The sequence below is a fragment of the Mesorhizobium sp. P2_E7 genome (genome assembly GCF_056403855.1).
Map to the genome: position 1 here is coordinate 1 of NZ_JBFUER010000014.1, position 24332 is coordinate 24332.

Genomic DNA, 24332 nt, shown 5'->3' on the forward strand with positions numbered 1-24332 from the left:
CCTCGCCAGAGCCCTCGCCAGAGCCCATTGGCAGATCGAGAACGGCCTGCATTGGATGCTCGATGTTCATCTGGATGAGGACCTCAGCCGCGCCCGCAAAGACAACGCCCCTGCCAACACCGCGCTCCTAAACCGTCTCGCCAGGAACATCCTCCAACTCGCCGATGCAGACAAAGTCCCCATCAGCCATCGCATCAAGAAATGCGCTTGGAATGACGACTATCTCATCAACGCTCTAAGCCATATGCGATAGCCCTGCCCTCAAGGGGGAGATTAGCAGTTCCGCTGAAGGCGCTTCTCCTTCACCCTCGTTGATTGGCGAAAGCCAATGTGCCAGCCAATCTCCCCCCTTGAGGGGGAGATGTCCGGCAGGACAGAGGGGGGTGTGACGGAACGCGACACTGGACACTAAGCCACCGCTCTCAGCCCCTCATCCGTCCGCGGCAGCGCCTGCAATGCCGCCTGCAGCAATATATCCGCCAGCCGCGCCGCCACCGGGTCGAGCTCGGCATCTTTCTGGTGCAGCACCAGCGCCATTGTCGGCAGCGCGGGCAGACCCAGCACCTGCGGCGCCATTGCCCTGACATTGGCCGGCAGGCCGATATCGGTGCGGATGGTCAGGCCGAGGCCGGCTGCAACCGCCGCCCAGATGCCGCCAAGGCTGGGGCTGGAAAAAGCCATCCGCCACGGCAGGCCGGCGCGGTCGAGCGTTTCGGTCGTCACCGTGCGCAACAGGCACGGCGCTTCGAGTGCCACCAGCGGCAGCGCCTCGCCCTCGCGCAGGCTGGTCTCGATCAGCTTTGCCGGGCCGATCCAGCGCAATTGCGCATCGCCGACATGCCGGCTGTAGGGCAGTGCCTGGCCGCTGTCCCAGGCCAGCGCAATGTCGAGATTTCCTGATGTGATCCGCTCGGCAAGTTCATAGCTGCGCCCGATCCTGGCTTCGATCTTGACCTTGGGGTGCGCGCGGGCGAAGCGCCCGAGCACCTCCGGCAGCACCGCCTCGCCGAAATCCTCCTGCAGGCCGAGCCTGACCCAGCCTTCCAGTTCGACGTCGTGGATGGCTGAGGCCGCCTCGTCATTCAACTCGAGCAGCCGCCTGGCGTAGCCAAGCATGGTCTCGCCGGCTTCGGTCAGCGCCAGGCCGCGGCCTGACTTGCGGAAGATCGGCGTCGCCGCCTGCTCCTCCAGCTTCTTCAGTTGCGCGCTGACCGCCGAGGTCGAGCGTCCGAGCCGGTCGGCGGCCTTGGCGAAGCTGCCGAGTTCCATGCCAGTGACGAAGCTTCTGAGGACATCGAGGTCGAAGGTTACGCGCCGCATGGAACAATCCTGATTTCCGGGAATAATAGTCAAAAACTTCCCGATATTCGGGATGAAGCTATGGCGATAAAGACAAGGCGTCAAGGTCCGGAAGGGCCATTGCAGGAGTTCCGCCATGTCGATTGCCGACGCAAATTGTGAGCCAGGCCGGGTTGGTCGAGCCGCTGTCACCGCCACTTCGAAGGCTGAACGATTTCGCGCCAATCATCGTTGGAAGGTGCTTGGCATCGGCGTTGCCGCCAATGCCAGTTTCTCCGCCACCTTCGCCGGCATACCGGCGGCAGCGGTGTTTCTGCGTTCGGGCTATCAGCTCTCTAACGGCAATCTCGGCCTCGTCCTCGGTCTCCTCGGCCTGGGCGTCGCCTTGAGCGAACTGCCCTGGGGCCTGCTCACCGACCGCTGGGGCGATCGCGGCGTGCTGTTGACCGGTCTCGGCGCGACGGCGTCCTGGCTTGCGCTGATGGCGTTTTTCATCGTGCCGTCGGCGACCTATGTGCCTGGCGTTGCGATGCTGGCGGCATGCCTTCTCGTCACCGGCCTGCTCGGCGGCAGTGTCAACGGTTCCAGCGGCCGCGCCATCATGGCCTGGTTCCACGAGGGCGAGCGCGGCTTTGCCATGAGCATCAGGCAGACGGCCGTGCCGCTCGGCGGCGGGCTCGGCGCGCTGGTCCTGCCGTCTCTGGCGTCAGCGCATGGCTTCGCGGCGGTCTTCGGGCTGCTGGCGGCTGTAAACGCTGTCTCGGCGCTGTTTGCCTGGCGCTGGCTGCACCAGCCGCCGGAGCTGGACAATGCCGGCAGCGCGGCCATGGCAAAGCCGGCCGGCCCGGCGCCGCTGCGCAACGTCGAGGTCTGGCGCATCGCCACTGCCATCGGGCTGCTCTGCTTCCCGCAGGTGGCGGTGCTGACCTTCGCCTCCGTCTTCCTGCACGATTTCGCCGGGATGGGCACGCTCACCATCAGCGCCAGCCTTGCCGCCGTGCAAACCGGCGCCATGATCATGCGCGTCTGGAGCGGCCGCTTCACCGACCGCCATGGCAACCGCCGCTGGTTCCTGCGCCTCTGCAGCATGACCAGCGCGCTTGGCTTCGCGGCTCTCGGCCTGCTGGTCCTGGCGGCGGCAGCCACGCCAAGCGCGCACGCCACCCTGGTGCCGGCGATCGCGGTGCTGCTGGTCGTTGCCGGCATCTCGGTCTCCGCCTGGCACGGCGTCGCCTACACCGAGCTTGCCACGCTGGCAGGTGCCAGCCGCGCCGGAACCGCGCTCGGGCTTGCCAACAGCTTCGTCTTCATCGCCTTCTTCGTGGTGCCGACGGCCATTCCGGCATTGCTGCTCGTCTGGTCGTGGCCAGGCGTCTGGCTGGTCGGGGCGCTCTGCGCACTCATCGCCTGGCCGATCCTGCTGCGGCCGAACTGACCACCTTGACGGACCCGCGAACGGCGTTCCATTCCGGAGCAGTTTGAAAAAACACCATCGTTAACGTTAACCCCGCATCAAGGTTAATGCTTCACTTTGGCTCTCCAGTGGCTCAGTGGCGTTTCTGGAGAGTTTCCTGTGCATCGACGTGTCTTGAAGCGGCTGGCTGCCGCCGCCGGTGAGAAAAAACGTTCCTTCGTATCGCCACTGGTCATCGGGCTCGGCATCTGGGTCGGCTTTCCGACAGTCGTCGCCTACCAGGACATGGGCAGCCTGATTTCCGGCCTCGAAGCGTCGGGCACCCGCTGGAATTCCTATGTCGAGCGCTCCGTCGCCGGCTCGGTCCATGCCGCCGAAATGCCTTTCATCGATTCCGTCACCACCGGTTCGCTTTCGGGCTCGGGTGTGCGCCTGCCCGGCGTCGGCAAGGTCTCGTTTCGCGGCAAGGGCAATGTCGCCGGCATCACGCCCGACGAGGACCGCATCATGCGCGCCGACAAAAAGGGCCGCATCATCCAGGTCTCGCCGGTGGCGCCGCCGAAGAACTTCAATGCCGGCTCGATCTTCCAGCGCACCTCCTCGCTGCTGCGGCCGAGCATGGACAGCGGCCTGAAGCTGGCCTTTGCCAAGCCCGGCATCAAGGGCAAGGAAATCCAGATCGCCCAGGCCTTCCATACCAATGTGGACAAGAAGCCCGATCCCGGCGTGCCGGCCATGCTTGCGGCCCTCGTCAACAATGACAAGCCGGACGTGCTGGCCACCGCCTATGCCCAGGCCGAACCCGACTACGCCAAGGCCTCGCCCTTCGAGGCGCTGCTGCAGGACGAGGAGCCGAACAGCGGCCGCTTCATTCCGCCGATGGCCAAGGGCGATCACTCGTGGATCCAGAACCCGCTGCCGGCCAGCGTCTTCTCCAAGAAGGAGCAGGCCTGCCTTGCCAACGGCATCTATTTCGAGGCGCGCGGCGAATCCGTACGCGGGCAGGCCGCCGTCGCCCAGGTCATCCTCAACCGCGTCCGCAATCCGGCCTATCCGAACTCGATCTGCGGCGTCGTCTACCAGAACGACAACTGGCTGAACCGCTGCCAGTTCTCCTTCGCCTGCGACGGCCGCAAGAAGCGCATCGAGAGCCCTGCCAACTACAAGGTGGCGCAGGATGTCGCCATGGCCGTCACCGCCGGCAAGATCTTCATTCCGGAAGTCGGCTCATCGACCCATTACTACGCCAACTATGTCCATCCGGGCTGGGCGCGCACGATGCAGAAGATGACCAAGATCGGCCTGCACATCTTCTACCGCACCTATGGCGGCGGCTGGAGCTGAGCCCTTCGGGCTGCCGTCTGTTACGAGCCGCAAAAGCCCCCGGGCGCCGAAATCGGACGCCGGTCGCCGGACGGATTCGGGGCATGTGCCGACCCCATAGTGCCGGGCACGATGTCGCACCTCGGCAAGAGATTGATTTCATTAGAAAAAATACATGACTTTGAAGTCCCGCCCGTGGCTTGACGGGCGCGGACCCTCTAACTATGTTGCCGGCGACTTTAGAAGCGGACGGACGGTGACGGTCTGACCGGGCAGGGGGGTTCGATGGCCGACAAGAATGGGCCACACGGAACCGGAGAAACCGGCCGCGGCAGCAAGCATGAAGCCGACATCCGCGACGAAGAACTCGAGCGCCGCCGGCGCGAGCTTGGAGCATCGCTTGCGACAAGACGGCCGGATCGGCTAGAGGGGAATGACGGCGCGAAGGCGACGGCCGGATATGGCCAGGCGCTCAAGCTGTCCAGCGAGTTCATCGCCGGGATAGTGGTGGGTGTGGGCCTTGGCTGGTTTCTGGATCGTGTGGCGGGAACCTCGCCATGGGGTCTGGTCGTCGGTTTGTTGCTGGGCTTTGGCGCCGGCGTGCTCAATGTCCTGCGTTCGGCAGGGGTTGTGGCGGAATTCGGAAAAAGCGAGAAGTCGCGCGATCCGAAAGAATGAACTGGCGTCGTCAATGGCGCATAAGGACACTTAAGGCCGTTCGCGGCTTTGACGGGGATGTAAATGGCTGCTGACAAGGTCGATCCGATCCACCAGTTCCATATCGTCAAGCTGATTCCGATCAACATCGGCGGCTATGACCTGTCCTTCACCAATTCGGCTCTGTTCATGGTCGCGACCGTGCTCGTCGCATCGGCGTTTCTTTACCTCTCGACTTCCAGCCGCAGCCTTATTCCCGGTCGCCTGCAGTCGGTTTCGGAAATGGGCTACGAGTTCGTCTCCAACATGTTGCGCGACGCCGCCGGAACGCAAGGGATGAAGTTCTTCCCCTTCGTGTTCTCGCTGTTCATGTTCGTGCTTGTTGCCAACCTGCTTGGCCTTTTCCCCTACTTCTTCACCGTCACCAGCCACATCATCGTCACCTTCGGCCTCGCGGCCCTGGTGATCGGAACCGTCGTTGTCTACGGTTTCACGAAGCACGGCCTGGGCTTCCTCAAGCTGTTCGTGCCGCATGGCGTTCCGGTTTTCCTGCTGCCGCTGGTGGTGCTGATCGAAGTTATTTCCTTCGTCTCGCGTCCGGTCAGCCTCTCGGTTCGTCTGTTCGCCAACATGCTGGCCGGCCACATCACGCTGAAGGTGTTTTCGGGCTTCGTCGTCAGCCTGAGCGCGCTGGGCGCTGTCGGCGTCGCCGGTTCGGTGCTGCCGCTGGCCATGGCTGTCGCGCTGACCGCCCTGGAATTGCTGGTCGCCTTCCTGCAGGCCTACGTCTTTGCCGTGCTGACCTGCATGTACCTGAACGACGCCCTGCATCCCGGGCACTGATCGAGAGTTTCCGGCATCTTCGCCGGATGGAATTGCAACGGAATTACAGATCCAAAGGAGTTTAAAATGGACGCAGAAGCAGCAAAGTACATCGGCGCTGGTATCGCTTGCCTGGGCATGGGCGGCGCGGGCATTGGCCTCGGCAACATCTTCGGCAGCTACCTGGCGGGCGCGCTGCGCAATCCGTCGGCTGCCGATGGCCAGTTCGGCCGCCTGATTTTCGGCTTCGCCGTGACCGAAGCTCTGGGCATTTTCTCGCTTCTCATCGCGCTCCTCGCCCTGTTCGGCTGAGCACTCGAGAAGATTGGACAGGCCGGCCGCTACCCTGCGGCCATGCCTGATATCAGGGGATAGTCCATGTTCGTGACATCTGCCTTTGCGCAAGAGTCCGCACCCGCCGCTGAAGGCGCTCATACCGGCACGGAAGGCGACACGCATTCCGGCACCGGCGTGCCCGCTGAGGCGCACGGCACGTTCCCGCCATTTGATCCGGCGACGTTCCCGTCGCAGCTTCTGTGGCTGGCGATCACGTTCGGGCTGTTCTACCTGTTCCTGAAGAAGGTGGTGATGCCGCGCCTTGGCGGCATCATCGACGTGCGCAGCGATCGCATCACGCAGGACCTCGACCAGGCCGCCAGGCTGAAGGGCGAGGCTGACGCTGCCGTTGCTGCTTACGAGCAGGAATTGGCGGAAGCCAAGGCCAAGGCCAATGCGATCGGCCAGCAGGCCAACGACGCGGCCAAGGCCGAAGCCGAAACTGCCCGCAAGAAGGTCGAGGCCGCGCTCGACAAAAAGCTCGGCGAGGCCGAGGCCAGCATCGCTTCCATCAAGGCCAACGCCATGAAGGAAGTCGGCACGATCGCCGAGGACACCGCTTCGGCAATTGTCGATGCGCTTGTCGGCGGCAAGGCCAGCAAGGCCGAGATCGCGGCGGCCGTCAAATCCGTGGCCCGGTGAGGAGCGCATCATGGACGCCACATCTCTCGCAACGCTTTGGGCCACCGTCGCCCTGATCATTTTCCTCGGCGCCGCCGTCTACATCAAGGTACCGGGGCTGATCGCCAAGGCGCTCGACGCCCGTGCCGCCAAGATCAGCAACGAGCTTGATGAAGCCCGCAAGCTGCGCGAGGAGGCCCAGCAGCTGCTCGGCCAGTACCAGAAGAAGCGCAAGGAAGCCGAGCAGGAGGCCGCGGCAATCGTCGCCGCCGCCAAGCGGGAGGCCGAGATGCTTGCCGCCGAAGCGCACAAGAAGACCGAGGATTACGTCACCCGCCGCACCGCGCTTGCCGAGCAGAAGATCGGCCAGGCCGAGCGCGAGGCCGTCGCCGAAGTGCGCGCCAGTGCCGTCGACATCGCCGTCGAGGCAGCGCGTGCGCTGCTGGCAGTCAAGGTCGATGCGAAAGCCGGCGCCGACCTGTTCAAATCCGCGCTGCAGGACGTGAAGGCCAAGCTGAACTGAGCGGGATTAGAATCGCAGACATGAAGCCGCCCGGGTGACCTGGCGGCTTTTTTGTTGAGTGCTGATAATCTCCCCCCTTGAGGGGAGATGTCGCCGTAGGCGACAGAGGGGGTCGGTGCGACCGGGCGCTACGCCTTTTCTGTCACGAAAAAAGGGGCTAGCGCTTTACGCGCAACGACCCCCTCTGGCCTGCCGGCCATCTCCCCCTCGAGGGGGGAGATTACCCTCACTCCAACACAAAACCCTCTTCTTCCACCACCTCAACCCCACCCAGCCTGAATGGCGCAAACGATGCCCGGTGCAGCCTCGCCACCGGCCCATGCGCTTCGATCGCTTTGCGATGCCTCACCGTGGCGTAGCCCATATGGACCTCGAACCCGTAGCGCTCGTGGTGGCTGCCGCAGCCGCACATCATGCGGTCGCGCATTACCTTGGCGACGATCGAGGCGGCGGCGATAGACTGCGAGCGCTGGTCGCCCTTGATCAGCGCGCGGCCCTCGCAGAGGAGACCCGGCGGCACGTCGCGGCCGTCGGCCAGTGCCAGCTTTGCCTGGATCGGCAGGCCGGCAAGTGCACGGCGCATTGCCTCGAGGCTGGCTTTGAGGATGTTGCTGCCGTCAATGCCTTCGGCGCTCACCGAAGCCATCGATACGCCGAGCGCGGAGCCCAGGATTTTCAGGAACAGCGCCTCGCGCTGCAGATGGTTGAGCCGCTTGGAATCGTCGAGCCCGTCGGGAATGTTGGCGGGATCGAGGATCACGGCTGCCGCCACCACCGGTCCGGCCAGCGGACCGCGGCCGGCCTCGTCCATGCCTGCCACCGGCCACAGGCCTTCGGCCATCGCCTTCGTCTCGAAGGAGAAGTCAGGCTTCTCGACGATTTCGAAAAGAAGCGGAGAATCGGAACGCGCGCGAGCCATGTTGCGGCGAGGTTCGCATCGGCTCCGATTCTCCGCAAGTCCCTCCAGGGTCGAGTGGGGCAAGACCGGGAGGGCACCGTCTGCAGGCCGGGGGACAGGCCGGACGGGATTCTTGGGTCTCCTGCCCGGCCGAAGACGGTGGGCAGGAGAGGGATGTTCACAGCAGCATCAACTGCTCGGTCGCATTGGCGGCGGCGACGAACTGGTCGGTCCTGAGCGTGCGCCGCTCGGCATTGAGGCCGAGCCGCTTGGCCGTGATCTCGAAGCGCCGGCCGATCTGCCAGGCATAGGGTCCGGCGCCTTTCATGCGCTTGCCCCACTCCGAATCGTAATCCTTGCCATCGCGCATCGACCGGATCAGCGACATCACATGCCGGTAGCGGTCGGGATAGTGGCGCAGCAGCCAGTCCTTGAAGATCGGCGCCACTTCGAGCGGCAGGCGCAGGATGACATAGCCGGCCTCGCGGGCGCCGGCGGCGCAGGCCGAATCGAGGATGCGCTCCATCTCCTGGTCGGTCAGGCCGGGGATGATCGGCGCCACCATGACCGAGGTCGGAATGCCTGCATCCGAAAGCTGCCTTATCGCCTCCAGCCGCTTGGTCGGCGTCGAGGCGCGCGGCTCCATGGTGCGCGCCAGCATGCGGTCCATCGTCGTCACCGACAGCGCTACCTTGGCCAGCCCACGTTCGGCCATGCGCGACAAGATATCGATGTCGCGCGTCACCAGAGCGGACTTGGTGACGATGCCGACCGGATGGCCGCGCGCCTCCAGCACTTCGAGGATCTCGCGCATGATCCGGTATTGCTTCTCGATCGGCTGGTAGGGGTCGGTGTTGGTGCCGATGGCGATGGTGCGCGGCTGATAACCGTCCTTTGACAGTTCCTTGTCGAGCAGCCGCGCCGCATCGGGCTTGGCAAACAGCTTCGATTCGAAATCCAGCCCCGGCGACAGGCCCATGAAGGAATGCGTCGGCCGCGCGAAACAATAGACGCAGCCATGCTCGCAGCCGCGATAGGGATTGATCGACCGGTCGAAGGAAATGTCGGGCGATTCGTTGCGGGTGATGATGGTGCGCGGCTTCTCGACCTGCACCTCGGTCTTGAACGGCGGCAGTTCCTCCAGCGAATTCCAGCCGTCGTCGAACACATGCCGGCTGACCGGTTCGAAGCGGCCGGACGGGTTGATGCCGGCCGAACGGCCGCGATTGCGGTCCGGACGGACGCGCATGCCGCTCTGTTCGATCATCGCATTGGCCATCTCGGCTCTTCCTGCCCCGAAGGCTGCAATGTCCGCACGCACGATATGTTCCATTTTCGCCCTCTCCCAGGGACTGTCGGCCGGCTGTCGATTCGGTCTGTTCATGAAAATAATCCTATTTTGCCGATGAGAACAAAGCAAGAACTTTTTTGTTGTGCAATGCAAAACTGGCGCTGCGCCAGGCTTTCCGCTATTCGGCTAAATATGCTCAGCGTTCTTATCGAAACCCGAGATGACGAAGAGGGCCTTGCCCGCACGCTCGCCTCGCTGATCGGCGGTGCGGTCGAGGGCGTGGTGCGCGATGTCATCGTCTGCGACACCGGCTCGACCGACCAGACGCATCGTGTCGCCGACCACGCCGGCTGTCACTTCGTCGCCGGCGGCATTGCAGCCGGGATCCGGCAGGCGAAAGGCGACTGGCTGCTGTTTCTGGAACCTGGCGCGCGGCTTTCGGAAGGCTGGATCGATGACGTTGTCGCCCACACGGCGCGGCAAACCATGCCGGCGCGCTTTTCCCGTTCGCGCGGCAGCCGCACACCGTTCCTGGCGCGGGTGCTCCGGGGAAACCGGGCGCTGGCCGAAGGGCTGGTCATCAGCAAGCGGCAGGCTTCGTCCCTGGCAAAAAGCGCCCGTAGCGCCGAGGCCATCGCTCGCGGCCTGGCGACGAAGAGGCTCAATGCCGAGATCTGGGTGGCGCCGCCGAAGTAAGGTGCTTTTGCTCGGCCGTTCGCGGGCGCCCGAACCGTTGCCCATTCATTAGCCCGCGTGAATTTTGCAGGTGCGTTGTCTGTTGTGCATTGCACAAAATATGACGCGGGGGTAGCATTCCCCTCAGTGCGGGACAATTGGGTTTGGGTATTGCCGGAGCGGTGAGCAACCGACGCTGTGTCGGCTTCCGTTCATACCTGAGGACCCCGATGAACCTTTCGACCGCTGACAAATCCGGCGCCGCCAGCCTGGAAGCCATTGCCCGCAATGGCAGCCTGTTTCGCCGCATCGCCGCGCGCATCCCGACCTATCTGTCCGACCTGCGCGAGAATCCGGCCTGGCTGCCGATGTTCATGCTTGCCCGCACCATGCCGGCGCGCAAGCTGCACTGGCTGGGCGCCAGAGCAGCGCGCCCGGCGCAGAGTGTCGGAGCGACGATGTTCAGGGGCGTCGAGCTCAAGTCGATCGTCGAAACGCTGCGCACTGATGGGTTGTTCTCAGGCCTGGTCCTGCCGCAGGCAATCCATGAGGAGATCGCCAGTTTCGCGCAGAGCACGCCATGCTTCGGCAATTTCGATCGCCGGCTCGAATTCATGCCTGGGGATCATTCCGAAGCCGAGAAGCGTTTCGGCCGCTCCTTGCTTAGCGGCCACTATTTCGAGCGCATCCTCGGCTGCAAGGCGGCACTCGCCATCCAGAACGATCCGCTGCTGCTCGACATTGCCCAGAACTATCTGGGCGGGCAGGCCAAGCTGATCACGACGCGCGTCTGGTGGAGCTTTCCGACCGGCGAGGCCTCCGATGCCGACAAGAACCTCGCCTCGCTCGGCAAATACCATTTCGATCTCGACGACTGGCGGATGCTGAAATTCTTCTTCTACCTGAAGCCTTGCGATGCCGGGACCGGTCCGCATGTCTATGTCAAAGGCAGCCACAACAGGCGCAGTCTAAAACACCAGCTGACGCTGCTCGTCGGCCATCCGGCCGAAGAGGTTCTCAAAGTCTATGGCGACGACAGCCCGGTCACGCTGACCGGCGAGGCCGGTCTAGGCTTTGTCGAGGACCCGTTCGGCTTCCATATGGGCACCGTGCCGTCGCGCACGCCGCGGCTGATGATGGAGGTCGGATTCGGCGTGTCGCCGCCCTCGCGCCGCCGCTTCCACGGCGAACCGGTTATCCGCTGATCCGGATCTCGACCGGCATCCAGCGCGCCTGACGCCGCGCGATGCGGCCCTCGCGGTTTTCGGCACCGTAATCCATCGGGACCGGCTCGCGGCTGAACCGCGGCCGGTCGTCCAGCGCATTGACGATGACGATCGCCCTTGCCTCGTCGCCATCGGTGGTGACCGCCGCGACATAGACGCCGCAGTCCCGGCAGATGAGATAGTCGGCGGTGCGCAAGCCGAACCGGTATCGGTGCAATCGCGCCTCGTCCTCGACCGCGACGATCAATCGTCCCTGCGGGTCAGCCGCAGCGCGCGAGCCATGCCGGACGCAGAAAGCGCATTGGCAGGCGCGGATCTCCATCTCAACCGGCTCTATCCCGGTTTCGAATGTCAGGTGGATGTTGCCGCAATGGCAGCCGCCCAGATGCGCGTTCATCGTGTCGTTCCGCCTTGAAGACCTCGCGGCAGATTACGCCTTGGGCCGCTCGCAGGAAATGACCCTTCGAAGGCGCAAGCGCCATGCTGCCTGACAAAGGCCGAGCACGGCGGCCGTTTGCCTTGCTTTACGAACCGGCCTTGCCGCGCCGCAAATGCTCGTCCAGGCGCGGCATGATCTCGACGAAGTTGCAGGGCATGTGGCGGTAGTCGAGCTGCGGCTTCAAGATGCCGTCCCACGCATCCTTGCAGGCGCCGGGCGAGCCCGGAAGCACGAAGACGAAGGTGGCGTTGACGACGCCGCCGGTGGCGCGGCTCTGCACCGTCGAAGTGCCGATTTTGTCGTAGGAAATGCGATGGAACACTTCGGAAAAGCCGTCCATGCGCTTTTCGAAGATCGGCTCCAGAGCCTCCGGCGTCACGTCGCGGCCGGTGAAGCCGGTGCCGCCGGTGGTGATGACGACATCGATCTCCTTGTCGCGCGACCAGCCCAGCACCTTGTCGCGGATTTTCTCCTTGTCGTCGGTGACAATATCGCGGGCGGCGAGCACATGGCCGGCCTCGGCGATGCGGTCGGCCAGCGTCTGGCCGGATTTGTCGTCGACCAGGCTGCGCGTATCGGAAACCGTCAGCACCGCGATGCGCACCGGGATGAAGGGGCGGCTCTCGTCAATTTTGGCCATCGGCCCCCTCCGAAGCGATGCTGCGCGTCGCGGCGACGAACCAGTCGGGTTCGCGGCTGCGGATCTCGGCGGCGGCGCGCTTGGCGACATTGCCGGTCTCGAACAGCCCGAAGCACGTCGCGCCGGAACCCGACATGCGCGAGAATCCCGACCCGGCCCGGTTCAGCAGGGAAAGCGCTCTGCCGATGGGCGGCTGGATCGCCTGCGCAGCGGCCTCGAGATCGTTGCGGGTGATCTCCAGCCAGTTGCGGACACTGTGGAAGTCGAATGCGCGCGGCAGCGGCGGCAGCGCTTCATTGTCGCGTTTATCGAGCGCCTTGAACACATCGGGGGTTGAAACGGCGACGCCGGGATTGACCAGCACCAAAGCCAGCGCCGGAAAATCCGGCACCAGCGACAGCTCGTCACCGACGCCGCGCGCGACCAGCGGTTTTGCCGCAAGGCACATCGGCACATCGGCGCCGAGCGTGAGACCAATCCGCGCCAGGTCGGCTTCGCCGATATCGAGCCCCCATGTCCGGACAAGGCCGCGCAGCACCGCCGCCGCATCGCTCGAGCCGCCGCCGACGCCGGAGGCGACCGGCAGGTTCTTTTCCAGCCGGATGGCAACCGGCGGCGTGCTCTGCTGGCGTGCTTGCCTGCGTAGCGCCTCGCGCGCCTTCACCACCAGATTGCTGTCGTCGATCGGCACAGAAGTCGCGTAGCGGCCCGCTACGGAGAACCGGTCGCTGTCGGCAGGCTCGATCTCGACCCTGTCGCCGAAGCGGGTGAAAACGACCAGGCTCTCGAGCAGATGATAGCCGTCGGCGCGCTGGCCGGTGACATGCAGCGCCAGATTTATCTTGGCGGGTGCCAGCCACGTCCGGGCCGCGACATCCACCGTATCAGCTGCAAGCGGGATGATGCTCAGTCCTTGGCCAGGCGATATTCGCCGGTCTTGGGATCCTGGACCAGCGTACCGTTCGTGCCGTTGGCTGCCTGCTTTTCGGTGCGCCGCACCTTGGCGGTCACGCGCTCGGCCTCTCGGACAAAGGTGCGATAGCCGAAATAAGCGGCGGCGCCGACGACTGCGAAGAAAATGATCTGCGGCATCTCAAAACTCTCCCTCGCAAGGCGGCAAAGGCGGCCGATCGGGTCGGTCAGGCTGTTATGCTAGACGGTTTCCCCGCTTTTTCAAAGCCCGAAGCGCGCCCACAATGCGCGCTCTTCCGCCGCATCGATCACGCCGCTGGCCGCAGCAGCAGCGATATCGGGCGCCGAAAAGCTTGAGCCGAACAGGCCGATGCGGCCGAAAAGGCCACGCGGCGCCGTGACCAGCCGGAGCTGGGTCTTCGCGCCGAAGCGGGTCTTGAGCACCGTGCGCATGTCGCTCAACGCATCGACGAGACCAAGCTCCAGCCCCTTCTTGCCGGTCCAGAACAGACCGGTGAACAGGTCCGGATCGTCCTTCAGCTTCGAGCCGCGGCGCTCCTTGACCAGGTCGATGAAGGTCTCGTGCACTTCGAGCTGCAGTGCCTTCAGGCGCTCGACATCTTGCTTCTTCTCCGGCTTGAATGGGTCGAGCACCGCCTTGTTCTGGCCGGCAGTGTGGACGCGGCGTTCGACGCCGATCTTCTTCATCAGCTCGGGAAAACCGAACGAGGCCGAGACGACGCCGATCGAGCCGACGATGGAGGACGGATCGGCAAAGATCTCATCGCCGGCCACCGCGATCATGTAGCCGCCCGAGGCCGCCACATCCTCAACGAAGACCAGGACCTTCTTGTTCTTCTCCACAGCCAGGTCGCGGATGCGCTTGAAGATCAGCCTCGACTGCACCGGCGAACCGCCGGGCGAATTGATCGAGATGGCGACCGCCGGCGCGTCGAACAGGAACGCCTTTTCGATGAGGGCGGCCGTGGAGGCAAGCGACAGGCTCGGCCGGAACTGGCCGCCACCGGCCATGATGGTGCCGTGCAGCCTGATGACGGGAATGGTGACGACGCTGGAGCGCCAGGATTTCGGCAGCAGGCGGTTGAAAAGGCGTTTCACGAGGTGGCTGTCTCCAGTGGCAAAAGAGCAAGATAGATCAGTTTTGGAAGAAATTCCTCGGGCGGCAAGAATCTTGCTCCGGGCATGTAGGGATTTGCTGGCCAACGGCAATGCCGCGGTTTTGGGGCGAATGCATGTCGCACTGCTGCTTTTGCGGCGCAGCATGCTCAGCCCCAACTTCAATCGCCGAACAGCGATGCCAGTCCGTTGTTGATCATCTCGGTCCGTTCCGACGGGCCATCGCCCGTCTCGGCATGCAGCATCAGCGGCGGGCGGATCGACAGTTTTCCACGCGCGCCGAGTGTCGCCCGCACGACAATGCGGATGGCGGCTGCTTGCGGGCGTGGATGGACGGCCAGCATCTCGGCGTCGCCGAAGCGGCCCGACAAGGCATCGAGGAGCTCGCCGAGCTGTTCCGGCCGCGCGATGACGGCCAGGCCGCCGCGCGGCTTGGCGACCGCGGCCGCACTTCTGATCCAGCTTTCGAACAGTCCGTCCTCCATGACATGCGCCTGCCTGCGCAGCGGGTCAGGTGTGGCGCGGTCCTGGGTGGCGTTGAAGGGCGGGTTCATGATGACGAAATCGAAGGAACTGTCGGCAAGTCCGGCTTCGCCACGCGCCCGGCCCGACAGCGTGACGTCGCCTGTCAGCACCGAGGCGCGGTTGCCAAGATGCGCATTGCCGGGATGGGCGAGCGTGGTTGCGGCGAACCCCGCCATCTCGGTCGAGCGTTCGACGAGCACGACCTCGGCCGCTGGGCAGCGCGACAGCACCGCAAGGCCCGCGGCCCCCGCGCCGGCGCCGAAATCGGCAAGCCGTCCGGCAAAGGCGGACGGCACCGCCGCCGCCAGCATCATGGCATCCATGCCGGCGCGATGGCCGGTCGTGGGCTGCACCAGCCAGAAGCGGCCGCGATGGAACGCATCGACCGTATGGGCCGGCGTGTCACTGGCGAAGGCGCTCGCTTCAGCCATTATTTCTGGCGGATTTCGTTCTCGATGCCGGCGTCTTTCAGGATGCGCCGCGCCTGATCGGCCTGGTCGGCGTCGACCATGACGCGCTTCTGCAAAAGACCGATCGACCCTTCGAGAATGCTCATATTCTGATCGGCGACGAAGCAGGCAATCCCGGCATCGCGCATCAGCGATTCGACAAAGGAGATGATCACGGCATCGTTGGTGCGGACGAGTTCTATCATCGGACGAAGTTCGCAGGTTGCAGCGTTGATGTAAACGCTGGAGCATGTGCCGAAAAGTGTGAAGCGGCTCCAAGGGTTGACACGCCGTCACCGCAGCCGCGCCAATTCGCCTCTTGCCGTGCCCGTATGTGCCGCCCTAGAGTCTATAGCGGGACCAGGGTGCCGTCGCACGCGTGATCAAGACGGGAGTGTTTGTTGGTGGGTGTCGTTCTCAACATCGAAAACGGGAAGCGGGAGCCTGCTTCCATCAAGGATCTCATAGATCTGACATCCGCCGATATGGGCCGCGTCAACGAATTGATCCTGTCCAAGGCGGGCTCCGACGTCGAGATGATCCCGGAGGTCGCCAACCATCTGATCTCGTCGGGCGGCAAGAGGCTGCGGCCGATGCTGACGCTCGCCGCCGCGCAGATGTTCGGCTATTCCGGCGAGGGCCACGTCAAGCTCGCCACCTCGGTCGAATTCATGCACACCGCGACGCTGCTCCATGACGACGTCGTCGACGAGAGCGGCATGCGCCGCGGCAAGAAGACCGCGCGCATGATCTGGGGCAACCAGGCCAGCGTCCTGGTCGGCGACTTCCTGCTCGGCCAGGCTTTTCGCATGATGGTCGATGTCGGCTCGCTGGAAGCGCTCGACATCCTGTCCAGTGCCGCCTCCATCATCGCCGAGGGCGAGGTGATGCAGCTTGCCGCCGCCAAGAACCTCGACACCACCGAGGACGAGCATTTCGCCGTCATCAAGGCCAAGACCGCGGCACTCTTCTCCGCCGCCGCCGAGGTCGGTCCGGTGATCGCATTGGCGACGCGCAACGATCGCGCGGCATTGCGCTCCTACGGCATGAATCTCGGCCTTGCCTTCCAGCTCATCGACGATGCGCTGGATTACGGCGGCTCCAGCCAGGAGCTGGGCAAGAATGTCGGTGACGATTTCCGCGAGGGCAAGGTGACGCTGCCGGTCATCCTCGCCTACCGGCGTGGCACCAAGGCCGAACGCACCTTCTGGAAGCGCGCCATCGAGGACAATGTCACCGACGATGCCGGGCTGGAAAAGGCGATCGGCTTGATGACCCGCCATGGCGCCATTGCCGACACGATCGGCCGCGCCCGCCATTTCGGCGAGATCGCCCGCGACGCGCTGGCGCCGCTGGAAGCGACGCCGCAGAAATCGGCGTTGATCGACGTCATCGATTTCTGCATCAGCCGGGTGAACTGAGGCCGCTATGCGACTGGCATGACTGAGCTGGATCGGATCCAGCTCAGTACTGGCCGGCAGAGATATTCCAGCGTCTGTGAAATACTTCACGGTGCAGTCCGTTTCGCTGGATTATACAGTCCAAAAATTTACCGCTTGTTGGTTGACGTCGCGTCAAACTCAAGTGGTGGACTGTCCAGGATGGTCTTGGTCAAGAGAAATTTTATTTTCAGCATTGACTCCAAAGCAAGACAGTATTTCTATCTAAGATAGCGATGGGTTTTAGGGGCTCCGTAAGAGAGAATAATCCCCTTCGAAGTTTGCAAAATTCTGATTTGTCTCGACATTGGTCGAGGGCTTTTGCTGTTGTCTGTCTGGCGAAGGCAGGCTTTGTTAGAATCTTGCATTAGGATGGGGAATGGCGGCCAGGTGGGGACTTGGCTCGCTATATAGGACCTTGCTGGGGGGCATTGTCATATGAACAGAATTCTTGTTGTCGTGTTTTGCCTGCTCTTGGCCGGCTGCACCTCATTTACAATCGGCGAGCCGTACGACAAGGCTATCGACGACGAACTGAACGCCTTCCAGAAGTCCGCGGCCGAGTTCATCAAAACCATGCAGATGAACGCCGGAACACCCAAGGGGGCCTATGACTCCGACGGCGCCAGGAAATACTATGCGGCCGCGGCCGCCAGCCTCTCCAATCTGCAACTGAGAGCCGATGTTCTCAGCAGCCGGACATGCCCTACATCAAAAGCCCTTCAGCTAATTGCATCGATTGGTCTTGATACCGGCGAAGCTGCGATAGCCAGGGCGGAAGGTCAGGTTGGTGGCGCCGACCCGTCGGCTCTTGATGTTTCCGGTAACTGCATAGCGGTCGTCATTCGCGGCGTGCGCATGGCGCAGGACGATCTCGAAGGTGACCATCGGGAGGCGGGACGCCTTACACCAACGGTGGCTTTGCTCGACAGCCAGGAGATTGACGCGGCGGTGCGCGTTGCTTTGACAGCCTTGCGCGCAAAGAATTACTGAGGAGGAAGCATCATGGCTCTCGACGTCGGAGATATCGGCTCCAAAATCGTCACGCAGGCCGCGCAAATAGCCGGCAGCAGTTGGAAATCCATGGCGACCGCCGCGACCGTGGAGTTGCGGGGGCTGGCGCAGCGCATAGCTTTGATCATCGAAGCGGTTGCGAATGGCGAGCTTAGTCAGACACGTGCCAAGCAGCACCTGAAAACCGCCCGGTTCCATGTCGTCGCAACCATAGCCATGTTGACGGTGATGACGGAGGCCGCAATCGAAAAGATCGTGAAAGGCGCTCTGGCGATCGTCAAGGAAAGCGTCAACAAGGCTGCGGGTTTTGCGCTGCTGATCTAGGCGCCTGGCTGTTTGACGGCAAATCGCACTTAGGCGTCTCGACAATCGGCTGCTTGGCAAATTATCTATAAAACATGGCAAAGACCGCAGACGACACCATCGCCGTGCGCATCAGCAAGGTGCTGGCAGATCGCATCATATCGGGCGCGATCGAGCCGGGGGCCCGGCTGCGGCAGGACCATATCGCCGAGGAATTCCAGACCAGCCATGTCCCGGTGCGCGAGGCCTTCCGGCGTCTGGAGGCGCAAGGGCTGGCGATCGGCGAGCCCAGGCGAGGCGTGCGGGTCGCCGCCTTCGATCTCGGCGAGGTCAGGGAAGTCGCCGAAATGCGGGCCGCGCTCGAAGTTCTGGCGTTGCGCCACGCCGCGCCGCATCTGACGGCGGCCATTCTCAACCTTGCCGAAGAAGCCACAAAGGCCGGTGACAAATCCCGCGATGTCCGCTCCTGGGAGGAAGCCAACCGCACTTTCCATCGGCTGATCCTGGCACCCTGCGGCATGCCGCGGCTCATCGCCACCATCGATGATCTGCATGCGGCAAGCGCGCGCTTCCTGTTCGCCGCCTGGCGCACGGAATGGGAAATCCGCACCGACCAGGATCACCGCGCGATCCTGACTGCGCTTAGGCAAGGCAACACCGAGTCGGCCGCCGCCACCCTTGGCCGGCATGTGCAATGGATCGGCCAGAAACCGGTCAGGACCGCCTCCGGCAAGACGCGCGAAGCGTTTGCGATCGTCGGGTAAGGGCGGCAGCTGCGATTAGCTGCGGCCCCTCAGCTTCGTCATCCTTGGGCGTAGCGACGCGAAGCGGAGCGAAGACCCAATGATCCATGCCGCGACCTTGGCCAAGGCTGCAGCGGAGCAGAATTCCGCACCCTTGCAACGCTCCTAAGTAACGGCATGGATTCTAGGGTCTGCGCTGCGTCGCTCCGCTCCTTGCTTCGCCCTAGAATGACGAAATCCGTGGCCAATTCCACCTCACCCCTTGCCATCTCTACGCAAATATGGATTCGATAATAGATCGAACAACAAAACTATCTATAATTTCCAACCAGCAGGGAAGCCGCCATGACCGACATCGCCTTTTCGCCCTCCAAGCCCTCCTTCAGCCCGTTGCGCCTGCAGACCCGCTCGCTTGGCTGGCAGGTCGGAGCTGTCGTCCTCGGCACGCTGTTTCTGGCGCTGTCGTCCTACATCGAAGTGCCGATGGTGCCGGTGCCGGTCACCATGCAGACCTTCGCCGTGACGCTGATCGGCGCGCTTTATGGCTGGCGGCTTGGCGCCATCACCATCGCTGCATGGCTCGTCGAGGGCGCTGTCGGCTTCCCGGTTCTGGCCGGTGGCGCTGCCGGCGTGGCGCATTTCGTCGGGCCGACCGGTGGCTATCTCTTCGCCTTCCCGCTGGTCGGCGCGCTTGTCGGCTGGCTGGCCGAGCGCGGCTGGAACGGCAGCCAGGTGCTGCTTGCCTTCGCTGCCATGGTCCTCGGTAATCTCGCCTGCCTGGTTCTCGGCACGATCTGGCTCGCCGCCATGATCGGCCTCGAACAGGCCATCACCTTCGGCTTCCTGCCCTTCCTCGTCGGCGGCTTGCTGAAGTCGGCGCTCGGCGCCGCGACACTCAAGCTCTTCTCCGGCAACAAGACCGATCCGGCCGGGAAGGCATCATAAGACCGATGACCGTCAGGCTGCGCTCTCATCATCTGCTTTGCCTGCTGACCTATGTCGGCAAAGGGTACAGCGCAGCCTTCATCGCCAATTATGACGCGATCGCAAAACGTCTTGGCCGGGGCGAGGATATCCTCATCGTCTCCGGCCCTGACGATATCTGCCAGCCGCTGCTCGGCGAGGCCGAGCCGCATTGTTTGGGCGAAAGTGCGGCCGGCCGGGACGAACTGGCGGCACGCGATGTCGGCAAACTGCTGGCCCGGCCGATCCAGGCCGGCTCCCGCTTCAGCCTCGACGCGGCAACGCTTGCCGGCCTGCGCGCGGCCTTTTCAGCCGGTGTGACGCGTGAGGCTTGCCAGGGCTGCGAATGGGCCGGCCTGTGCACGACTGTCGCGGCAGGCGGATATCGCGATGTCAGGCTGTAGCTCCCAACCCTGATCTGCTATTATCCCGAACCGACAAGTGTGTGCGTCGCCATGGTTTGTTGATCGGGTGACCCGATTGTGAATTCGGCCCGGATTGAAGCCTGACCCCAAAAAGGCCATGCTTTGTCCGGAAACATCGAGTCTATGGCGGTCCCGCATGTGTGCGGGTCGCGTCTGGCTGAAAGGGATACGATGCGGCAAGGACGTGCGCGCTGGCTCGCAGGGCTGGCAATTGTGGCAGGGATGGCGATTTCTCCGCTGCCCGCCTACGCCAAGGAATCGACCGACCCGGTCAAGATCACATCCTTCTCGGGCGCTTATCTCGCCGCCCGCATCGCCGAAGGCGACAACGACCTCGACAATGCCATCGCCTATTACAAGCAGGCGCTGGCCTTCAATCCCGGCGACACCTCGCTGCAGCAAAGCCTGATGCTGTCGCTGATCGCGCAGGGGCGCTTTGAGGAATCGCTTGTCTATGCCGACAAGCTCAAGGAAGTTCCCGATGTCGAGCGCTTCTCGCGGCTGGCGCTGGCGGTCGATTCTTTCCACAAGAAGGATTTCACCAAGGCGCAATACTGGCTCAAGCTGTCGCTCGAATCCGATCTCGACCGGCTGATTTCCGGCGTCATGTCCGGCTGGGCGCAAGAGGGCGCCGGCGATGCCGCCGGGGCGATGGCCTCGATCGACAAGCTGCAGGGGCCAGACTGGTTCGGCCTGTTCAAGTCCTTCCACCGCGCGCTGATCGCCGATGCCTCAGGCATGTCGGACAAGGCCGATGCGCTCTATGACGCGACCCTGACCGACACCACGGCCGGCGGTGCCGCGCCCGAGACATGGATGCGCAACGCCCAGGCCTATGCGTCGTTCCTGGCTCGCAAGGGCGACAAGAACAAGGCGCTCTACGTGCTCGACAAGGCCGAGGCCTTCGCGCCGGGCAAGCTCGACATCCAGGCGCTTCGCGACAGGATCAGCAAGGGCGACAAGATTGAGCCCTTCGTCGCAAGCCCGTCGGAAGGCGCCTCCGAAATCCTGCTCGACCTCGCCATCGCGCTCAATCGCGGCGGCGGCGAGCCGTTCGTGCGCCTCTATCTGCAATATGCGCTGGCGCTGAAGCCCGACAGCGATGCCGCTTTGGTACAGCTTGCCGCCGTTGCGGAGCAGCTGAAGGACGGCGAAGGCGCCATTGCGCTCTACCGCCGCATCCCGGCCAACTCGCCGCTGAAGGAGCTTTCCGACCTGCAACTCGGCCTCAACCTTGCCGATCTCAACCGTCACGATGAGGCGATCGCCCATCTGAAGGCCTTCGTCGACGCCCACCCCGACGACATGCGCGCCTATCTGGCGCTGGGCGGGGTCTATGCCTCGAAGGAGGATTTCCGCTCCGCCGCCACCCTCTACGACAAGGCGGTTGAGGTGCTGAAGACACCGACCAATGCCAACTGGAACATCTTTTACCAGCGCGGCATTGCCTATGAGCGGCTGAAGGAATGGCCGAAGGCCGAGCCGAATTTCCGCAAGGCGCTGGAACTGTTCCCCGACCAGCCGCAGGTGCTGAACTATCTCGGCTATTCCTGGGTCGACATGAACATGAACCTCAAGGAAGGCCTGGCGATGATCCAGAAGGCCGTCGATATCAGGCCGAGCGATGGCTACATCGTCGATTCGCTGGGCTGGGCCTATTTCCGCATGGGACGGTTCGACGACGCCGTGCGTGAAATGGAGCGCGCCGTGTCGCTCAAGCCGGAAGATCCGGTGCTCAACGACCATCTCGGCGATGCCTACTGGCGTGTCGGCCGCAAGCTGGAAGCCACCTTCCAGTGGAACCAGGCGCGCGACCTGAAGCCCGATCCCGATGTGCTTGCCACCTTGCAGCAGAAGCTGATGAAGGGCCTGCCGCCGATCGAATCCAACACCGCGCAGGAAACCCCGAAGGTCAAGCCGGTCGCCCCGGCGCCTGCGCCGAAAGGGTAAACGGCCATACTTCTAATCAAACGGGGCTCACTGAGCCCCGTTTTTGTTTTCAGAACATTTTTCGATAGACGACAAACCCCGAAAGATCGCCGACCTTGTCGTAAAGTTTCATCGCGGTGTGGTTGGTTTCGTGTGTCAGCCAGTAGACGCGGCCCGAGCCTGCGGCTTTCGCCCGCTCGTACACGCCTTCGATCAGCGTCCGGCCAACGCCTTTGCCGCGCGACGCCTCGGTGGTGAAAAGGTCTTGCAGATAGCAGTTCGGCGAAATCGCCGTGGTGCTGCGGTGGTAGAGATAGTGGACGAGACCGAGAAGCTTGCCCTCGCTCTCGGCGACCAGCGCATGCATCGGCTCATAGGCGTCGAAAAAGCGCGACCAGGTCATTGCGGTGATATCGCCGGGCAGGGCGATCTCGCCCGAGCGGCCGTAAAAGGCGTTGTAGCCGTCCCACAGCGGCAGCCATTGCTCGTAATCATGGCGGGTGATGGGGCGCACGATGGACTGGCCGGACATGGCTGAACCTTTGTCGTTGGAACTCAGGCGAGCAGACGGCCGCCGGCGCCGTCCGGCAATGGGCCAGCCGGAAGCAAAGCGTTCAACCTCCCGGGAAATGCCTGGTGACAAGACGCTGCCTTGACGCTAGCCGGACCGGGAACTAGGGAATGTCCTTCTTTTTCGCGCTTTGCGAGGCCGCCGTGACGTCAGACCATATGCATCCCAGCCGCTCGTTCCAGGGGCTGATCCTGACCCTGCACAACTACTGGGCCGCCTATGGCTGCGTCATCCTGCAGCCCTACGACATGGAGGTCGGCGCCGGCACCTTCCATCCGGCAACCACGCTGCGCGCGCTTGGGCCGAGGGGCTGGAACGCCGCCTATGTCCAGCCCTCGCGCCGACCGAAGGACGGCCGCTACGGCGAAAACCCCAACCGGCTGCAGCATTATTACCAGTACCAGGTGATCCTGAAGCCCAATCCGCCGAACCTGCAGGAGCTTTATCTCGGCTCGCTCAAGGCGATCGGCGTCGATCCGCTGCTGCACGACATCCGCTTCGTCGAGGACGACTGGGCAAGCCCCACGCTGGGCGCCTGGGGACTTGGCTGGGAGTGCTGGTGCGACGGCATGGAAGTGTCGCAATTCACCTATTTCCAGCAGGTCTGCGGCATCGAATGCGCGCCGGTGGCGGGAGAACTGACCTACGGCCTGGAGCGGCTCGCCATGTATGTGCAGGGCGTCGACAATGTCTACGACCTCAACTTCAACGGCCGCGAAGGCGATGAAAAAGTCACCTATGGCGAGGTCTTCCTGCAGGCCGAGCAGGAATATTCCAGGCACAATTTCGAATATGCCAACACCGCGATGCTGCTCCGGCATTTCGAAGACGCCGAGGCCGAATGCAAGGCGCTCCTCGCCGCTGGCGCCCCGGCCTCGAACGACAATCTGCCGATGCACCGCATGGTCTTTCCGGCCTACGACCAATGCATCAAGGCCAGCCACGTCTTCAACCTGCTCGACGCGCGCGGCGTGATTTCGGTGACCGAGCGGCAGAGCTACATCCTGCGCGTGCGCAATCTGGCGAAAGCCTGCGGCGAGGCGTTCCTGATGACCCAGGCCGGCGGACTGGCAGCTTAGCTCGACGCTGCGATTTGAAGGGTGGCGCTGCTTGGCTTTGCGCTTTGGGCGCTTGCGCTATCTATGGTCCGCATTGCCTGCCGCACGCCCGGCATCGAGAAGGCGCCATGGGCCTGCGCGGCGAAACAGGCGCTGAGCGCGATGATCTGGAGAAGTCTCGATGCCGTTTTCATGGTCGTTCAGCCAATAGGTTCCCTGCCTGAGCGTGGGTCGCTTCAGCGCTGCGTTTGGTTCATGGAAATCTTTGATCCAAGGACGGGCGGGGTGGGTGCGGCCCGACAGGGCGGTCAAAATTTCTGGAAATTGATGGTGGTTACGTCGATTGGGCAGAGCAATCGCATAGGGCGCTCCCCCTCTCCGTCTCGGCTTCGCCGAGCCACCTCTCCCCCGCTCCCGCGGGGGCGAGGAACCCAACCCTATGAAGGCCGCGACCTCTGCGATTAGTGTCCAGCCGATAGATGGGTAACAGTTTGAACCGGATACATAGGTAACAGTTTTGCCCTATGTTGAGTTCGCCGCGGCGCCAAGCGGTTTGGTTGGCGCGGCGCTTCGGCGAACCAGTTTCCTGTGCTTCTGGTCGATAAACCCGAGCGGATGGGCATAGAAGCGCATCGCCCATTCGCCGCTCTCCGTTTCTTCGATGGCAACCGGTTCGCCTGCCAGCGTGGCCGAGACGTAG

General features: G+C 63.5%; 28 protein-coding genes and 2 pseudogenes. 18 read left to right on the top strand and 12 right to left on the bottom strand.

What is annotated here, in order from left to right; translation table 11 throughout:
* Positions 1–253, top strand: a pseudogene (locus AC1DYC_RS30885) (ISAs1 family transposase); the annotation flags it as partial.
* A 155-nt stretch (positions 254–408) separates the two neighbouring features.
* Here AC1DYC_RS30885 and AC1DYC_RS30890 read toward each other — a convergent pair.
* Positions 409–1320 (bottom strand): LysR substrate-binding domain-containing protein, encoded by a 912-nt coding sequence (locus tag AC1DYC_RS30890; protein ID WP_477302926.1) that lies wholly within the window; start codon positions 1318–1320, stop codon positions 409–411.
* 115 nt (positions 1321–1435) lie between these two features.
* Between AC1DYC_RS30890 and AC1DYC_RS30895 the strand changes: the two genes are divergently transcribed.
* From AC1DYC_RS30895 to AC1DYC_RS30925, 7 genes are all read left to right on the top strand, one after another.
* Positions 1436–2734, top strand: a complete 1299-nt coding sequence (locus tag AC1DYC_RS30895) for an MFS transporter (RefSeq protein ID WP_477411456.1) — start codon at positions 1436–1438, stop codon at positions 2732–2734.
* Positions 2735–2872: 138 nt separating this feature from the next.
* Positions 2873–4057, top strand: coding sequence for a cell wall hydrolase (locus AC1DYC_RS30900; RefSeq protein ID WP_477411457.1), 1185 nt, complete (start codon positions 2873–2875; stop codon positions 4055–4057).
* Between the two features lie 264 nt (positions 4058–4321).
* Complete coding sequence (locus AC1DYC_RS30905; RefSeq protein WP_112567037.1) at positions 4322–4714, top strand: AtpZ/AtpI family protein; 393 nt, start codon at positions 4322–4324, stop codon at positions 4712–4714.
* Between the two features lie 63 nt (positions 4715–4777).
* Positions 4778–5536 carry a F0F1 ATP synthase subunit A gene (locus tag AC1DYC_RS30910; protein ID WP_352557343.1) on the top strand — a complete coding sequence of 253 codons (759 nt, stop codon included), beginning with the start codon at positions 4778–4780 and terminating at the stop codon, positions 5534–5536.
* A 66-nt stretch (positions 5537–5602) separates the two neighbouring features.
* The gene (locus AC1DYC_RS30915) at positions 5603–5827 is read left to right on the top strand and encodes a F0F1 ATP synthase subunit C (RefSeq protein ID WP_006206606.1); all 225 of its coding nucleotides are present in this window, start codon (positions 5603–5605) and stop codon (positions 5825–5827) included.
* Positions 5828–5893: 66 nt separating this feature from the next.
* Positions 5894–6493, top strand: a complete 600-nt coding sequence (locus AC1DYC_RS30920) for a F0F1 ATP synthase subunit B (protein WP_477302921.1) — start codon at positions 5894–5896, stop codon at positions 6491–6493.
* A 10-nt stretch (positions 6494–6503) separates the two neighbouring features.
* On the top strand, positions 6504–6995 hold the full coding sequence (locus tag AC1DYC_RS30925) for a F0F1 ATP synthase subunit B (protein WP_477302919.1): 492 nt from the start codon (positions 6504–6506) through the stop codon (positions 6993–6995).
* Positions 6996–7221: 226 nt separating this feature from the next.
* Here the strand turns inward: AC1DYC_RS30925 and AC1DYC_RS30930 are convergent, their stop codons facing one another.
* Complete coding sequence (locus tag AC1DYC_RS30930) at positions 7222–7914, bottom strand: ribonuclease HII (protein WP_477411458.1); 693 nt, start codon at positions 7912–7914, stop codon at positions 7222–7224.
* A 157-nt stretch (positions 7915–8071) separates the two neighbouring features.
* Entirely contained in the window at positions 8072–9226 is a 1155-nt protein-coding gene (locus tag AC1DYC_RS30935; protein WP_477302915.1) for a PA0069 family radical SAM protein, read from the bottom strand.
* A 150-nt stretch (positions 9227–9376) separates the two neighbouring features.
* Here AC1DYC_RS30935 and AC1DYC_RS30940 point away from each other — a divergent pair, with 150 nt between their 5' ends.
* Positions 9377–9880 carry a glycosyltransferase gene (locus tag AC1DYC_RS30940; RefSeq protein WP_112567020.1) on the top strand — a complete coding sequence of 168 codons (504 nt, stop codon included), beginning with the start codon at positions 9377–9379 and terminating at the stop codon, positions 9878–9880.
* A 209-nt stretch (positions 9881–10089) separates the two neighbouring features.
* The gene (locus tag AC1DYC_RS30945; protein ID WP_477411459.1) at positions 10090–11064 is read left to right on the top strand and encodes a hypothetical protein; all 975 of its coding nucleotides are present in this window, start codon (positions 10090–10092) and stop codon (positions 11062–11064) included.
* Here the strand turns inward: AC1DYC_RS30945 and AC1DYC_RS30950 are convergent.
* The 7 genes from AC1DYC_RS30950 to AC1DYC_RS30980 all read right to left on the bottom strand — a co-directional run bounded on the left by AC1DYC_RS30950 (position 11054) and on the right by AC1DYC_RS30980 (position 15393).
* Positions 11054–11482, bottom strand: coding sequence for a GFA family protein (locus tag AC1DYC_RS30950; RefSeq protein WP_477411460.1), 429 nt, complete (start codon positions 11480–11482; stop codon positions 11054–11056). The two genes, AC1DYC_RS30945 and AC1DYC_RS30950, sit on opposite strands and share 11 nt — an antisense overlap.
* 127 nt (positions 11483–11609) lie before the next feature.
* Positions 11610–12164 carry a molybdenum cofactor biosynthesis protein B gene (gene moaB, locus AC1DYC_RS30955; protein ID WP_477411461.1) on the bottom strand — a complete coding sequence of 185 codons (555 nt, stop codon included), beginning with the start codon at positions 12162–12164 and terminating at the stop codon, positions 11610–11612.
* Positions 12151–13044: a 4-(cytidine 5'-diphospho)-2-C-methyl-D-erythritol kinase gene (locus tag AC1DYC_RS30960; RefSeq protein WP_477411462.1), complete on the bottom strand. Its 894-nt coding sequence runs from the start codon at positions 13042–13044 to the stop codon at positions 12151–12153. The genes moaB and AC1DYC_RS30960 overlap by 14 nt, the downstream gene beginning before the upstream one ends.
* A 26-nt stretch (positions 13045–13070) precedes the next feature.
* A complete protein-coding gene (locus AC1DYC_RS30965) occupies positions 13071–13256 on the bottom strand; it encodes a membrane protein (RefSeq protein WP_023668475.1) in 186 nt (61 codons plus the stop codon).
* Positions 13257–13337: 81 nt separating this feature from the next.
* Positions 13338–14195, bottom strand: coding sequence for a S49 family peptidase (locus AC1DYC_RS30970; protein WP_477411463.1), 858 nt, complete (start codon positions 14193–14195; stop codon positions 13338–13340).
* 179 nt (positions 14196–14374) lie between these two features.
* Positions 14375–15169, bottom strand: a complete 795-nt coding sequence (locus AC1DYC_RS30975; protein WP_477411464.1) for a tRNA1(Val) (adenine(37)-N6)-methyltransferase — start codon at positions 15167–15169, stop codon at positions 14375–14377.
* A complete protein-coding gene (locus tag AC1DYC_RS30980) occupies positions 15169–15393 on the bottom strand; it encodes a putative signal transducing protein (protein WP_112567065.1) in 225 nt (74 codons plus the stop codon). The genes AC1DYC_RS30975 and AC1DYC_RS30980 overlap by 1 nt, the downstream gene beginning before the upstream one ends.
* A 198-nt stretch (positions 15394–15591) precedes the next feature.
* Between AC1DYC_RS30980 and AC1DYC_RS30985 the strand changes: the two genes are divergently transcribed.
* The 7 genes from AC1DYC_RS30985 (at position 15592) to AC1DYC_RS31015 (ending at position 22024) form a co-directional block, all read left to right on the top strand.
* Positions 15592–16608, top strand: a complete 1017-nt coding sequence (locus tag AC1DYC_RS30985; RefSeq protein ID WP_454573971.1) for a polyprenyl synthetase family protein — start codon at positions 15592–15594, stop codon at positions 16606–16608.
* A gap of 456 nt (positions 16609–17064) precedes the next feature.
* Entirely contained in the window at positions 17065–17619 is a 555-nt protein-coding gene (locus tag AC1DYC_RS30990) for a hypothetical protein (RefSeq protein ID WP_477411465.1), read from the top strand.
* Positions 17620–17631: 12 nt separating this feature from the next.
* A complete protein-coding gene (locus AC1DYC_RS30995) occupies positions 17632–17964 on the top strand; it encodes a hypothetical protein (protein WP_477411466.1) in 333 nt (110 codons plus the stop codon).
* 74 nt (positions 17965–18038) lie between these two features.
* The gene (locus tag AC1DYC_RS31000) at positions 18039–18707 is read left to right on the top strand and encodes a GntR family transcriptional regulator (protein ID WP_477411467.1); all 669 of its coding nucleotides are present in this window, start codon (positions 18039–18041) and stop codon (positions 18705–18707) included.
* A 324-nt stretch (positions 18708–19031) separates the two neighbouring features.
* Entirely contained in the window at positions 19032–19631 is a 600-nt protein-coding gene (locus AC1DYC_RS31005) for a biotin transporter BioY (protein WP_477411468.1), read from the top strand.
* 5 nt (positions 19632–19636) lie between these two features.
* A complete protein-coding gene (locus AC1DYC_RS31010) occupies positions 19637–20053 on the top strand; it encodes a DUF1284 domain-containing protein (RefSeq protein ID WP_477411469.1) in 417 nt (138 codons plus the stop codon).
* 192 nt (positions 20054–20245) lie between these two features.
* Positions 20246–22024 carry a tetratricopeptide repeat protein gene (locus AC1DYC_RS31015; RefSeq protein ID WP_477411470.1) on the top strand — a complete coding sequence of 593 codons (1779 nt, stop codon included), beginning with the start codon at positions 20246–20248 and terminating at the stop codon, positions 22022–22024.
* 49 nt (positions 22025–22073) lie between these two features.
* On the opposite strand, the gene AC1DYC_RS31020 is transcribed toward AC1DYC_RS31015, so the two are convergent.
* On the bottom strand, positions 22074–22535 hold the full coding sequence (locus AC1DYC_RS31020; protein WP_477411471.1) for an N-acetyltransferase family protein: 462 nt from the start codon (positions 22533–22535) through the stop codon (positions 22074–22076).
* A 149-nt stretch (positions 22536–22684) separates the two neighbouring features.
* Here AC1DYC_RS31020 and AC1DYC_RS31025 point away from each other — a divergent pair, with 149 nt between their 5' ends.
* Complete coding sequence (locus AC1DYC_RS31025) at positions 22685–23653, top strand: glycine--tRNA ligase subunit alpha (RefSeq protein ID WP_477286878.1); 969 nt, start codon at positions 22685–22687, stop codon at positions 23651–23653.
* A gap of 501 nt (positions 23654–24154) precedes the next feature.
* On the opposite strand, the pseudogene AC1DYC_RS31030 reads toward AC1DYC_RS31025, so the two are convergent.
* Positions 24155–24332 (bottom strand): annotated as a pseudogene (locus tag AC1DYC_RS31030) (integrase); the annotation flags it as partial.